Source organism: Olivibacter sitiensis DSM 17696, assembly GCF_000427965.1.
Taxonomy (GTDB): domain Bacteria; phylum Bacteroidota; class Bacteroidia; order Sphingobacteriales; family Sphingobacteriaceae; genus Olivibacter; species Olivibacter sitiensis.
Map to the genome: position 1 here is coordinate 22117 of NZ_ATZA01000011.1, position 13958 is coordinate 36074.

The following is a 13958-nucleotide window of genomic DNA, read 5'->3' on the forward strand; positions in this document are numbered from 1 at the left end:
ATTTACAATCAAATTTCTTATAGACAACTTCTGATCAATTCCCATGTCTGGGCTGCCGTGTCCTCCCAATCGAATTCCCTGGCGCGTACTTTTCCTTTTGCAGTTAGTCTTTGCAACAGTCCATCGTCAGCCACCAATCTTTCCATAGCCTCTGAGATGGCCGCGGGCTTATGCGGGTCGACCTCCAATGCCGCTCCTGCGGCCACTTCGGGCAGTGAACTGACATTGCTGGTAATAACGGGTGTTCCGGCAGCCATGGATTCTAAAATGGGCAGACCAAACCCCTCCATCAGTGACACATAGCAGGTAGCAAATGCTCCTTTGTACACCGACGCCAAATCTTTCTCTTCCACAAAACCCAAAAACTTTACTCTATCAACGATGCCTAATCGGTGTATCAACTGATGGAGTTCGGCATCGGAATGGCCACTCAAGGCGAAAACAAAATCATTGGGAATGTTTGCCTTGGCAAAACCTTCGAGCATATTTTGTATATTCTTGTTCTTTCGCCTGTTGCCAATATAGAGGAAATAAGGTCGACCGACTAAAGAAAACGTACTTTCCTCCTCAAAAAAACGCTTATCCACGCCATTGTAAATAACCTTAATGCGGTCAGCATCCAGGCCCAGCAATTCCACAAGTTGCTGCTTGCTGAAATGCGACACAGTAATTACGTATTTGGCTTTCTTTGCCAACCGAGATATGACTTGCTTGTAATATAACTTGTGGGCCCACGAATAGTAAAAAAGATGCATCAAATCGTGAATAGTAATAATATAGGGAACGGAACTGCTTAGCGGTGGCATGAAGGAAGGGCTATAGAACAACCTGCAGTCCGTCGCTTTTTTTATCTCTTGAGCCAACTTTATAGGACTCCACAGGCTCCCGAGCGGAAATTGCTCTTGTACATGCTCTATTTCGATATCTGCAGGCTTCCTAGAAATAATCTCTTGGTACATACGCCCTATGCCAGTATCGCCCGCCCATCTACCATCTACCAATATGTTGTGTGTTGTGCGCTGTGCGTTGCGAGTTGTAAGTTGTGAGTTGTGCGTATCTTGCATGTGTCCTATTTGAGTTGTAAGCTGTACGTTTTAAATAGTCTAGTCGCTATGATGGTGAGAGGACATAACTTCGATATTGTGTAGTCAACAAAGTTGCCAAAGCCAAATAACATACCACATCGTTATCATAGCCCGAATAGAGTATCATCATAATAGCCAATAACGGCGCGAGCACGAGCCACATCCATTTCATGGAAGAACTGACAAGGTAGATATCCCTGAAAAAAAGGATCAAAAACGCTAGGTAACTGCCCAGTCCAATCCATCCAAAATCCATGTAGCAGGTCATGAAGGTATTGTGTACATGCGGTTCGCCATGATAGTATCGCGCATATTTCGCTAAAAAAGGCCCACCTGCATTCAGTCCGTTGCCCCAAATGGATATTTCGTTCCAGTGGGAGAAGAAAGCTCTCCAATAGGTGAGCCGCACCCCCATACCGTCGTTTGAGGCCGTTATGCTATCTACCCGCAGTAACTTCACGACCACAACTGGAACTGCCAAGGCCATTAGCACAATCAATATCAACCTGGCCTTTTTGGGCAAGTAAAAGCATCCCAATAAAAACACACCAATCAGTAGCGCCACAATAGGTGTGCGCGATAGGGACAGAAAAGCCAGTAAGCCTATGGCAAGAATGCGCCATAGCACGATTTTCCTCTCCTTCACAAACGGTATCAGGATATAAGCAAAACCCAATAAGGCGATGCGCGCACCAAACATATTTTTATCTGGCAAGCCCCAGAAAAAAAGTCGATAACGATAAAGCCTACTTGTTTCGCCCGAGGATGCCCCCCCAAAAACAAGCTTATAATCCCAAGCTTGATGATATATCCACAACTGCACGAAACATAATAGCAACACCACATGCAGACTACGATTTACCAATGTCAGCAACTCCCTGTTGTCCCTATTGTACAACCAGTGCGTCGCGCTGGCGAGGAAAAACAAGTTGACAAGCAATTTGATTTCCCCTTCTAATAGCACTTTTTGCCCACCATAGTCCAAGGCAAAACGCACCAGCGTATACCCGGCAAATATGCCCAAAGGCCAATACCAATTGGTTTTCGACCAAATGCCCGTTTGCCACAGGAAAAACAATCCTGCCACTAGAAACACCAGGGGGTAGATTTTTAATGGAAGAAAAATCGTTACCAAACACAAGCAAAACAGCCATTCGCCGATCTTGTTGGCGGCAATGCTATGTTTCCATATAGTCTTTTCCCTGACCATCAATCGTATACTTCTTTATTATCATTTACTACCTTGTTCAATAGCTGTTCATATTCCTGAGTCATACGCGGCACACTCAAAAAGTGCGCTACGGATTTTCTCGCATGGGATGCCAGCACTTCATATAAGGATGCATCTACAACCAATCGATTCATGGCGTCGCCCAGAGAGTTGGGGGCATCGCCGTGCACGAGCAAGCCATTTTCTTGATGAATGACCGTCTCGGCAAGACCTCCCACTTCATTGGCTATGACGGGAATATGGTGCGCCAAAGCTTCAATAGCGACCATCCCCAGAGGTTCCTCCCATAGCGAGGGGACAACCAATACATCTATCTCGGCATAGAACTGATCGGATGGCTGATGCCCAAGGAAATGAATGCGTTGATCTCCCAGAGCCAACTGATGCAACTCGCATACATAGTCATCCTGCCCGTTGCCCGCAATGAATAACTCGGCCTTTCTAGCGGGCTTTACCCGTTCTTTAAATTGCGTAATTAACCAGTTCAGGCCCTTCTTGGGAGACAAGGTCCCAAGATAACCTATCCGAAAGGTCTCCGCCTTGGCGTGCCTGCCTTTATCGGCTATAAACCGAGCATTGTATATCACTTCCTTCGGTACTTCCTGAAAATATCCAAAACGCTCAAAACGCCGAAGTACGGTGTGACTAATGCCTACCACGGCATCCAATTGCCTAGATTTTCGAGCGTGGGACAATCGCAATACCTGACAGCTGAAGCAACGTCCTTTACAAGGCTTATCCCCCTTGAACATATCGCTATTGGCGCACAATAGATACAGGTCATGCAATACCTGCACCACTGGTACGCCCTGCTCTTTGGCGGCATCCCATACAGCAATGGACCAGCCGGCCAAATTATGGCAGGAGACTACATCCGGCCGTTCTCTTGAAATGATATCGGCCAGTTGTCTCTTCATCTCCTCATTGTACCGATCTTTCCAATGCCAGGCCAAGCGTATGGGCGCCTTGGGCCTTTGCGGGACATAAGGCCAATAGAGATTGCGCAAGCCACATCGATAAACGTGCACGCCGTCCACTACATCTTCTCCCTGCTGCCCCTCTGGCCGCAAGGCTGCCACCACTACCTCATGTCCCTGCACCTTCATTCCCTCCACCAATAGCTTGAGGCTAATCTCTGCTCCCCCTTTGATATCAGGGCTGTATAGGGTATTGACGTAGAGTATCTTCATTTCTTCTTGTCGGATTTAAGGAGTTTTTGATACAATTCGTCCAACAATTGGATACTGATATAGGGATCGTGCTTTTCCAGCATCTCGGCATACAGGAAAAGCCCCATTTCCTCTAGGTACAATGGACTTTCTTTCTTTAGCTGTATAGCCTGTCTGATATTGGTTTCCAGTTGCTGCTTGTGGATAGCGTCGTTCTTATAACTATAGGTCAGTACCTTGCTCTTGGCTTCTTCGCTCAAATCCATGATGGAACCTATGCTCGGGCATATCACGCTACGTTGGTAGGAAAAAGCGAGGTATACCGAACCTGAGTTGAGACTGCTCGCCAAATCATAGGGGAATACCAATAGGTCTGCCTCGGCCATAAGGTCTGGAATTTCCATATCGGGGATAAACCTGAAATCGAAGGTAATATTGAGGCTGTTGGCGGCTCTCTTCTTCAATTCATTGGCATAGTCCTTAGCACTGGGATTGCCGCATATCTTCAGTTCCACATCCTTGCCTATGCGTGCACATACGGATAGCAGCATTTCTATATTCTTATAGGGCTTCACTGCTCCCAGAAACAACAGGCGCAATGGCCCTTCGTGTATACGTTCCTGCTCCAATGAGGAGCCATAAGCATCCACAAAATTGGGATGTGGCACATATATTACCTTTTCTGCCAGTTTCTTGTTCTTGATAGCCAATATTTGCAATGAAAGGTGGCTGTGTATCACTATGGCATCCGACCACCTGCAGAGCAAGTTGGTGAGCCAATTGCTCCATTTTCCCGTATCTTTCTCATGGCTCTCGCGGTTGTGCATGGTCCAAACAATTTTTTTGCCGAACAATTTCAGTACAATAAGCACAAAGAACTTGCGGAACAGGCTTTTATACATCCGATCTTTGTGTAGGTTTTCAAACCAATTGAGGTGCACCAAATCGATGGATCGAAAATGCGCCCAACTGGAAAACAGATCGTCCAAGGCACTGACCTGATACCCTCGCTCCCGCAGGCCGCCCACGAGGGTCTCTATGTATTTGTTCTCGGGATTGCTATCTGGACTGAATATGATATTTCTTTTCTCTGGCATGTTTTAATTTTAACCGCTAAGATATTATGTATTTTTACCGCTAAGATCGCAAAGCATGCGCTAAGGTCGCAATGATAAGTTCTCTGACGTCAACTTTTGCGTTCTTTGCGCTGTCCCTTTGCGTTCCTTGCGGTTTATCGCCAACGAGGCAGCTATAGATTATTCACTACTCTTTTTACCCCATTTTTAATCAATGTTACATTAAAGTTTATTAACAAACCAAGTTTACAACCAGACAATTTCAAATAAGTCAATACCTGTGCTAAATGAACGTCATTTAAGGCGTCTACAGCTTTCACTTCAATGATTAGCTTGTTTTCTATCATTATATCCACTCTATATCCTATTTCTAGTCTTACATCCTCGTAAAATAATGGTAATGGTTTCTGCTTTTGAACCATAAGCCCCGTTTTACATAATTCATAAAAAAGGCATTCTTCATAAGCACTTTCCAAAAGACCTGGTCCTAAATGTTGGTGAACTTTTAGTGCTGCATTAAATACTAATTTCGACAACTCATTCTCATGCATTTATTTTCAATCCGTTTAATAAATCACATCTTATCTAATTTAATTTTCTTTTCACTTTGCGGCCCTGCGGCTTTGCGAGACACTCATTGATTCCGTTTGATGGCCGTAAACAATGCTGTGAGCACTTCCTTTGCGGAGATGCCAAACTGCTTGCCGTGCTTCAACCAGAACAAGGTCTTTTTCCACGGTTGCTTTTGCATGGATACGGTCATGGTATAGATTCTTCGTTGCTGCATATAGAAAGACTGTCTGTCGACCAGATGGCGATATACTACCCGGTCTGCTTCATCACTGGGCATCTGCGTGAGATAGGTACCCAACCAGGCGGCATAGCCCATTTGGGCTTCCATCTTCTTCAGGTCGTTCCCTGTTGAGGTGATGGACAGCTCATTGCTGCGGTAATGAAATACGGGCTTGTTGGTATGTGCTATCCCTTTATCCTTACTGGCTATGAATGCAGTAATATCGTCCGTACCCCATGCCAGGGGCAGGTCATAGAAGCCTCCTCTTTGCCGCAATGTATCTGTACGGTAGACGTAATCGGAAATATAGTTGGACCGCAATTGATGCAAGCGGTGCCAAATGCTGTCATACACTTGTTCGTAGCTGGGCAATGCGGGCGTGAGCATTACGGGCTCGCCCTTGGAATTGATAATCGTGCTTCGGCAATGGTATACATCCAAGGCAGGATAAGATTGGATAAGCTTTTCAAATTCGTCCAAATAATCGGAAGCCAGCATATCGTCATCTCCCATGATCATGATAAACTCTCCCTTTGCCATCTGCAGACATTTGTTCCAATTGTCTACCAAACGCACTGCACCCACGTTCTTATCGTTCTCCTCGTATCTAATGCGGCCATCCTTAAAATTGCTAGCGATGCGTTTTACCGGCTCGGGGGAACAGTCGTTCAAGATAATGAGCTCGAAATCGGTATAACGCTGCGCCAATATGCTTTGAATACATTCTCTTAGAAACCTACTTTTATAGGCAGGGATGCAAATGGAATACCTGGGAAAATTATCTTTAAGCATATTCTTTTTATTAGCAACTAGCACAAATAACGCCGAATTTAGGATTTTCTTTTACATTTGGTCTATTAGGCTATTTGCAAAAGCGGGTATAGCCTCCATGTTCCTTCCTTTTTCCTCAACATGGGTAAACTATGCTACATACAAACAAATGTAACCTAATGTTTGCTTTGACGGGGACAGGTAGGGAGCCGTTCATCCATGCCAAGCAGACCGCGGTTCAGTGGCTGGCCAACTGGCCTGGCAGGAGCTTTATGCGGTCACCGAGTGCACCATACGGGCTCTTCGTCCTCAATATGATGCGTTTTTAAAAGCGAAAACTCCGCCCCAATCACCGATCCTGAATAAAAGGCTCTCTGCTTGTATGAAAAACAGAAACAACAAAAACGGTGCTCAGATTATCATCGAACCAATAAATAATAACAAATGGGAATTTCTTCAACGGAGAGAAGCGTAGGTTTCCATTTCCCCGTACTTGATACAGTTTAGGGTTTTTTGCAATCGTATTGAATCGAGCATAGACCTCTCTCAAAAAACGACGGGCTAATCCTTTTCGCTTTTCTTCATACCACTCACAAGCTTGATAAAGTTCGTTTTCTGCTCTTTTTAGCAGTTTAAGGGTATACACGGTTTAGGCCTTTTTTAATATCTTCCCAATCACGGACACTGGTTTTGCCTGCAAAGAAGTCCTGTTGGGTACGCTCGAAATCCGCCATTTGAGTCTCTGAAAAAACATAGTCCTCCGCAGGTTCCTCAATGGTATAGTTTATGCCAAAACGCTCCAAAATCTCCTTAATCAACTTCACATCCTTTTTCTTAGAAACCGTTGCTGTGATCGTTGTCATATATCAATAAGGTTATCAATCCACACAAATATAATACAAAATTGTCAGATTGTAAAAAAGCGATTAAGGTCCATCCATCTTGATCACCTCTTTTTCCTCAACATGGGCAAACTATGCTACATACAAACAAATACAAGCTAATGTTTGCTTTGACGGGGAATGGCAACACTGGAAACGAACTTGAAATAGTTTAGGGTTTTTACTTATTGTAGTAAGATATTTATTTATTTCTTTGAGTAACCTAGAGCCTAATCCAGCTAATCGTTCTTCATACCATTCATAGGCTTTGTCCAGTTCCAGTGACGTCTTTGGCGAAAGTTCGATTTCATAGAAGCCCATAGCGCTTTTTAACGGTGTTCCAAGCGACGGGTTCGTCTTTGCCAGATTGATAATCGGCTTTACGTTGCCTAAACTCAGCGACATCAGCATCCGTTACCCCATATGAATTCATGAAATCAGTTGTCGGGATGTCCGGGGCATCTTCCTCCAATAGTAAATCCACATTGTCCAATGTGATATCTTGGGAAGATACATCAGTGGTGACCTTAAAATTGAGCGCCTTAGCCATGGATAGTAGCCATTCGTAATCACGCTTACTTACGTTATCTAGTATCAATTGCATAATTGCTCCAATCTTTTTAACAAAAATAAACCTTAACATACTTAGTTCCAAATTCACGCATATTGCACAGCGATCTTCAATAGACGGATAGCCTGCTTTGACATAAATTTTCCATCAAAACCCGAATAACCCACAAAAAGGCATACTTTTGGCTAGCAGCAAGCATCATCTAAAAATATGACACCAGCAAATCGAGTTGCTTTAAATACCGCCATACTTTACGCACGCATGCTGCTTACCATGGGCATTTCGCTCTACGCGACACGTGTCACCCTGAAAGCCTTAGGCAGTACCGACTATGGCATTTTCAACCTGATTGCCGGCATCATATTGATGCTGTCCTTCCTCAATACCACTATGGCTACCTCCACCCAGCGCTATCTTTCTTACTATCAGGGCAAGGACGACCCCTCCATGCAAAAAAAGGTCTTCCAGAACAGTTTGTGGCTGCACATTGGTATTGGTTTGATCCTTTGTCTGCTATTGGAAGTTGCCGGGTTCTTTCTATTTGACGATTTCCTCAATATACCTATGAATCGGATGGGAGCGGCCAAAATCATCTACCACTTCATGGCCGCTACGGTATTTTTTAATGTGCTGGCCGTACCTTTTAATGGTACACTGGTGGCACATGAAAATATGCTTTGGGTGGCGATAGTAAATGTCTTGGAGGTAGTATTGAAATTGGCCATTGCCTTAGCGTTATTGGTATTCAGTGGCGACAAACTCATCCTTTACGGTTGTCTTACCGCTGGCATCAGCGTGGCGAGCTTTCTTCTGTATGCCGTTTATTGCTATTCCAAATATGCTGAATGCGGCAGACTAACCGTTCAGGCCATCAACAAAGATATGTTGAAAGAGCTGACCGGCTTTGCCGGTTGGAATTTGTTTGGCTCGCTCTGCTTCCTTGGCCGTACACAAGGATTGGCCGTTTTGCTCAATCTTTTTCTGGGCACCGTGGTTAATGCCGCTTATGGTCTTGCCAATCAGGTATCGTCACAACTCAACTTCTTCTCCGCTACGCTGCTGAGGGCGCTCAATCCGCAAATCATGAAAAGCGAGGGAGCCGATGATAGGGAACGCATGCTGCGCCTATCCATGATGGCCAGCAAGTTTGGCTTTTTCCTGCTGGCCATCTTTGCCGTCCCCTGTATTTTCGAAATGGATGCCATATTGGGCGTATGGCTAGAGGAAGTCCCCCCTTACACGGTAATCTTTTGTCAATATATCGTCTTGGCTACATTGGCCAACCAGCTGACTATCGGCCTCCAGTCGGCCATACAGGCCATAGGCAATATCAAGGCCTATCAAATGGTGGTGGGCGGTTTGCTGCTGATCAATCTGCCCATTGCATACGTTTTGTTGAAGATGAATTATCCAGCTCACTATATTCTGGGTAGCTATATCGCGGTAGAGCTTTTGGCCTGTCTGGCGAGACTTCTGCTCTTGAGGCATCTTGGCGGGCTGTCCATCAGGGTATACACCCAAAGGGTCTTCTTAAAAGAAGCTGCCCCAACTTTACTGGCTATTGCCGCCGCCTATCTTTGCACCCGATATTTGGACATGCCTTGGCGATTTCTCATTACATCGGCCATAAGTGGCCTTATATTTGTCATCAGCATATTGCTTTTTGGGCTATGCGAAGATGAAAAAGTGCTGGTATGGGATGCCATTGGGAAGATAAAAAATAGACTAAAGCTGAAAGACTAGCGACTTTTAGTTATAAGGCATAGGGAAATAAGGCATGAGGGGGATACCTTACTCATTGTACGTCTTGATACTAGAATCTTGATACTATAAAACATGAAAGAAATACTAATCATAGGTGCATTTGACCGCTACAATTACGGTGACCTGCTGTTTCCCATCATAATTGAACAGCAATTGAAAAGTTATGGCGACGATATTACATTCAACTACTACGGCATAGTAAAAAGCGATTTAAGCGCATTGGGGGGCAAGCCTACGGAAAGTATCCAAGACTTCTACCAGCGTTGCGACGACATTGCCGCCGGCAAGGCAAGCGTTATCGTAGCCGGGGGCGAAGCCGTGGCCGTGACATGGAATTCCCTCTTGGTGGCACTCAATAAATATTTCAGACTTACCAGACGCTATCAGCACCACATAAACCGCATCATAGATCTTAATAAGACCGCCAAAGCAATTTTGAAAGGCCGTACGGATTTCCCTTTTGTATTCAACAGCAACGATTTCAAAGCGGTTGACCATGTGCTGCTCAACTCTTTGGGGGGCTCTGAAATAGACCCTGCCTTGTTCACCAAGGAAAAGATATTGAAACAAAAACTACAACAGGTTGATTACTTCGCCGTGAGGGATAAGACTACACGGCAAAATCTTGGCAATGCAGGCATAAATACACTATTGTTCCCCGATTCGGCGATTCTGATGTCTAAGTTCTTCCCTAGGGAGGTATTGGCAAAGCGGGTGTCCCCCGAGGTAAGGGACTTTGTCGCCGATCATGCACAAAATTATGTCTTCTTCCAGACCAACCGCAACCACGCCAAAGGGCAGGAGTCCTTGATAGCCAATGAGCTGAACGCGCTGCAGCAACAACATGCCGTTAAGATATGCCTTTGCCCCATAGGTCGGGCACTCAACCATGACGATCATGAGGCATTGGAAAGCATCCGGCCATTATTGAAAGAAGATGCTGCCTATTTTGGCGATTCGCACATCTGGGATGTGATGTACCTCATTGCCAATGCCACATCCTATATTGGCACCAGCCTACACGGCGCCATCACAGCCATGAGCTTTGCCGTACCTTACGTGGGATTGAGGGTAAAAAAGCTGGACAGCTACCTCAAGACATGGGGCGTGGAAGCGCTCAATCATGTCGTGAACCTGAATGAAATTGCGAGTCAATATGCCAAGGCCATAGCGGTCTCCAAAAGCGAATTGCAAAGAACGCTAGACATCCAAATAAGGGAAAGCGAAAGGTCATTTGATAGGATGAGGGAGATAATTACCTCATCCTAGCTTTCAATCCATGGCTTCGTATTTTGTTCGTTTCAACACCACTGGTCCCAGCAATCCGGCTGGCACGGGCTTGCTATCCTTATGGTAGGGACTTGCAGTCAATAACCATGTGCCCCGTTCATTTTCTGGCAGGAAGCTATCGCCAATCAATCTGTTGATCCATGTATTGACCACCCTCACTTCAACCTCGTTTTTCCCTTCCTTGATAAAATCCGTAATGTCCACACGGTAAGGATATGTCCACACTCCTCCAGCTTCCTGCCCATTGATCTTCACTTTCGCTATGGCTACTACATTGCCCAGATCCAATGTCACCCGCTCTCCGGGATTTATCTTGTCTATCTGAAAAGAGTTGTGGTACCGTGCATGCCCCGAATAATATTTTATCTTCGGATTGTCGTGAAGCGACCAATCACCTAGTTGGCCAAACACCACAGGTTCAACCGGCCCTCTTGCCAAGGAATCGAAAACCACTGTCCATGAACTGGCAATTTCCTTTTCTTCTATCAAATGTCCGTAATTGGAACCGGTTCCCTCGGGCAATTGCGTTGCCACCTTATTGCGGAAGACAATAAACGCACTCTCAAATGGCTCTAAACTCAATGGGATTTTCGTCGATCCTTCATCCTGAACAAACTGGGGCAATATCCTTATTTTTCCCGTTGTTGCGTCCCATAATTCGGGTTGAAGATCACGCACCTTAAATTTGGGACTTATATCAATACGTTCATTCTTTTGATTCGATACGAAATAAATATCCCCATTTCCTACCTTTCTATGTATATACAAGGCTTCTTCACCCTGCGGCAAGCCGAAATCGGGTTGCATCTTCAATAGTTCAAAAACTTCCTCCAGGCGCATGCCATCCATGACCTTTCCCTTACCGTATGCGTTGACCTTGATGTTTTTACCATCGATTTTGCCCCAGAGTTTTGCTGCCAGCTCCTGCACTTGCCTATCGGCTGCTGGATAATCCTGTAGGCTGGGGGACCGCAGGGGGCGAGGCCCAAGCACCACACCTCCTTGCGCTACCAATGCCGCTATCTTTTCCAGCAATTGGGGCCGCATGGTCTCTAGCTTTGGCAGAACCAGCACCTTGTAGCTCATGCCATCTGGCAATACAAACCTCCCGTCTTTTACGGTCAACCTATCCCTAATCACCTCGCCATTGATATAATCGAAAGCGTATCCTTGAGGCAGCGCAGGTTCTTGAATGCCCGTCATTTTTGGTACGTCCTCTCCTATAAAGTAAGCGACGTCTGCCACGTATTTACCCTGTTGCAGCATGAAATTGCATCGTTTGAGGTATTGCAAAAACAAATCCATATCGTAAAACCAGGTATTGAAGCGATTGAACTCGGCACCAAACCAAGCATTGACACCTGGTTTTTTATCTTCATATGGTTGATGTATATATACGTGCAACAGCGTATTGTTGATACCCTCGGTAAAGAAACGATCTCCTCGTTGCTTCATCACGGCGGGATAACGGCCAAAGTCATTTCCCGCGGCCGTAAAGGACTCTGCAGATACCTTTGTTTTACCATAGATATGCGCGGCAGACGATGCCGCCCTATTTTCTATGTTGCCCAAATCCCCTTCGCTCCAAAATTCACCGCCAATCTCGTCCGATTGCCCACCGTACTGCAAAAACTCACCGGGGAACCCCCAATGTCCATAGTTTTCCAACCAGGTCGTTAGACCATTTTTGTGGCTCACATCCCGTAAACCACCCACATAATCATAAGCTACCTTGTCTGCCACCAAACGTCGTACATCCCATAGGAAGCGATCCGACTGTTCCTGATTCCCGACAACATCTCCTCTAAAAACCGGCAGGTACGGCAACGGATCATAATGATAGGCTTTCTTGAAATCTTCGATAAAACCATCGGTCCAATTCTGTCCCCCTGTTTCATAGCTATCTTCCACAACCACTTTCCAGGTTTTTCGATCTTCCTTAGGGATGCGCCTGATGATTTCGCCCAAAAAGCCGTCGAAATGCGAGGCAACGTGCTTTTTGCTCATTTTGTCTACTTCCAGTCCCGTACCTTCTGGCGAGGCAGGCGCATTGGTAACCAAGGTAGGCGTCATACCCGTACGCATAAGCGTCCAGGTACCTGTCGGAGCATTCCATTTCAGCGTCCCATCTGCCGTCATAAACGAAGTGACATCGACTATTTCTTTAGGATCTATTGCGTAGCTTCTATCGCTTATTTCTTGCTGCATTGGCCATTGATATTCGTTCCAATAAGGCAGGGGAGAGTGGAACATCTTGGCCAGCGTTTTTTCGATATAGCTTTCTACTTTGGGACTGCTAGAGAGGATAAGCTCCGTGATCCCACTATTGGATGTATAATTGTCGAATGTAAGACGGAAAGAGCTTCCCTCTACCGAAGGAAACGAAACGGCAACTGGAGCATGAGGGTAAAATCCTACATTCAAAGCATCGTTGGAACGATTGATGTCAAATGCCTTGATCGTCTGATAGCCCGTATCGTTCTTGACCTCCAGCTTTGCCCTCGCAGTCATACGCATGGCAGCTGGATAAAGGGTCAGGCTTTGTGCGGCAAAACCTGAGGAAAGATCAATATAAATCTCCTGTTTTCCTTTTTCGCTAAATCTAACCGTTTTTGTCGTGTCGCCATCCAAAAGTACACCAAGTTGTTCTACATGGGGCATGGCACTAAGTTTTGGCGAAAGCTGTCCGACGTTGCTACCGTAATCTTTTGGCGTACGAAAGGCGATCACCCGCTCGTCCTGAAATTGATCGATTGGCTTTTTCAATTTCACCTCTATCGGTTTTCCACCCTCGACAACTGTTTCCAAAGAAATAAAATAGCGCATGGACTCTTCGGGTTTCACCCAGGGACCTCCCGACTGGCTCCAACCCGGACTATTGAAAATACCAATTTCGATACCCAAATCGCCTGCTGTTTTCAATGCTGTATGCATGATGTCCCACCATTCATCGGAAAACAGCTTGACATTGCCATAGGGCGTTTCTGTTGGCCCCAGTCCGATGTTGCCGATAAAGGCACGGTTGATCCCGACTGCCTTCATGGCCTGCAAATCTCTTATCACCCCTTCCTTTGATAAATTGTCGGAAATCCAATACCAATAGACGCTGGTCTGTATCGAGTCGGGCACCGACTGAAAGCCCTGTTCGATAGCCGAAAATGAAGTGTCAGACGGGCGACTACAGGAATGGAGCAATACGGTAATGAGTATTGCGGCCAAATAGCAAAGGAGATTTTTTGCCATCGCTACTCTGCGGCAAACGTTGTCGCAATGATCGAAGGTCTTGAGCAAGGTTTTATAACTATTGGTTAGCATATCGGACTTAAA

At 45.6% G+C, this 13958-nt stretch carries 13 protein-coding genes; 3 read left to right on the forward strand and 10 right to left on the reverse strand.

The genetic code is table 11. The features are described from left to right. Positions 1 to 17: 17 nt before the first annotated feature. The 6 genes from A37S_RS0107785 to A37S_RS0107810 form a co-directional block, all read right to left on the reverse strand. Entirely contained in the window at positions 18 to 1064 is a 1047-nt protein-coding gene (locus A37S_RS0107785; protein ID WP_051292821.1) for a glycosyltransferase family 4 protein, read from the reverse strand. Positions 1065 to 1110: 46 nt separating this feature from the next. Beyond that, positions 1111 to 2295, reverse strand: a complete 1185-nt coding sequence (locus A37S_RS0107790) for an O-antigen ligase family protein (RefSeq protein ID WP_084163807.1) — start codon at positions 2293 to 2295, stop codon at positions 1111 to 1113. Beyond that, on the reverse strand, positions 2295 to 3506 hold the full coding sequence (locus A37S_RS0107795) for a glycosyltransferase family 4 protein (RefSeq protein ID WP_028296511.1): 1212 nt from the start codon (positions 3504 to 3506) through the stop codon (positions 2295 to 2297). The genes A37S_RS0107790 and A37S_RS0107795 overlap by 1 nt, the downstream gene beginning before the upstream one ends. Continuing rightward, positions 3503 to 4582 (reverse strand): glycosyltransferase, encoded by a 1080-nt coding sequence (locus A37S_RS0107800; RefSeq protein ID WP_028296512.1) that lies wholly within the window; start codon positions 4580 to 4582, stop codon positions 3503 to 3505. Before A37S_RS0107800 ends, A37S_RS0107795 begins: the two co-directional genes overlap by 4 nt. A gap of 152 nt (positions 4583 to 4734) precedes the next feature. After that, positions 4735 to 5112: a GxxExxY protein gene (locus A37S_RS0107805; protein ID WP_028296513.1), complete on the reverse strand. Its 378-nt coding sequence runs from the start codon at positions 5110 to 5112 to the stop codon at positions 4735 to 4737. A gap of 83 nt (positions 5113 to 5195) precedes the next feature. Beyond that, entirely contained in the window at positions 5196 to 6146 is a 951-nt protein-coding gene (locus A37S_RS0107810) for a glycosyltransferase (RefSeq protein WP_028296514.1), read from the reverse strand. A 131-nt stretch (positions 6147 to 6277) separates the two neighbouring features. Here A37S_RS0107810 and A37S_RS27450 point away from each other — a divergent pair, with 131 nt between their 5' ends. After that, positions 6278 to 6454, forward strand: coding sequence for a hypothetical protein (locus A37S_RS27450; protein ID WP_169719459.1), 177 nt, complete (start codon positions 6278 to 6280; stop codon positions 6452 to 6454). A gap of 20 nt (positions 6455 to 6474) precedes the next feature. Here A37S_RS27450 and A37S_RS28280 read toward each other — a convergent pair whose 3' ends face one another. The 3 genes from A37S_RS28280 to A37S_RS0107830 all read right to left on the reverse strand — a co-directional run bounded on the left by A37S_RS28280 (position 6475) and on the right by A37S_RS0107830 (position 7610). Further along, the gene (locus A37S_RS28280) at positions 6475 to 6771 is read right to left on the reverse strand and encodes a type II toxin-antitoxin system RelE/ParE family toxin (protein WP_028296515.1); all 297 of its coding nucleotides are present in this window, start codon (positions 6769 to 6771) and stop codon (positions 6475 to 6477) included. After that, positions 6758 to 6988: a hypothetical protein gene (locus A37S_RS0107825; protein WP_028296516.1), complete on the reverse strand. Its 231-nt coding sequence runs from the start codon at positions 6986 to 6988 to the stop codon at positions 6758 to 6760. The genes A37S_RS28280 and A37S_RS0107825 overlap by 14 nt, the downstream gene beginning before the upstream one ends. A gap of 325 nt (positions 6989 to 7313) precedes the next feature. After that, on the reverse strand, positions 7314 to 7610 hold the full coding sequence (locus tag A37S_RS0107830) for a hypothetical protein (protein ID WP_157278501.1): 297 nt from the start codon (positions 7608 to 7610) through the stop codon (positions 7314 to 7316). A gap of 177 nt (positions 7611 to 7787) precedes the next feature. Here A37S_RS0107830 and A37S_RS0107835 point away from each other — a divergent pair, with 177 nt between their 5' ends. Both A37S_RS0107835 and A37S_RS0107840 read left to right on the forward strand, forming a co-directional pair. Continuing rightward, positions 7788 to 9320, forward strand: a complete 1533-nt coding sequence (locus A37S_RS0107835) for an MATE family efflux transporter (protein WP_028296518.1) — start codon at positions 7788 to 7790, stop codon at positions 9318 to 9320. A gap of 93 nt (positions 9321 to 9413) precedes the next feature. Further along, on the forward strand, positions 9414 to 10610 hold the full coding sequence (locus A37S_RS0107840; protein WP_028296519.1) for a polysaccharide pyruvyl transferase family protein: 1197 nt from the start codon (positions 9414 to 9416) through the stop codon (positions 10608 to 10610). Positions 10611 to 10613: 3 nt separating this feature from the next. On the opposite strand, the gene A37S_RS0107845 is transcribed toward A37S_RS0107840, so the two are convergent. Then, positions 10614 to 13874 (reverse strand): glycosyl hydrolase, encoded by a 3261-nt coding sequence (locus A37S_RS0107845; RefSeq protein WP_028296520.1) that lies wholly within the window; start codon positions 13872 to 13874, stop codon positions 10614 to 10616. Positions 13875 to 13958: the final 84 nt, after the last annotated feature.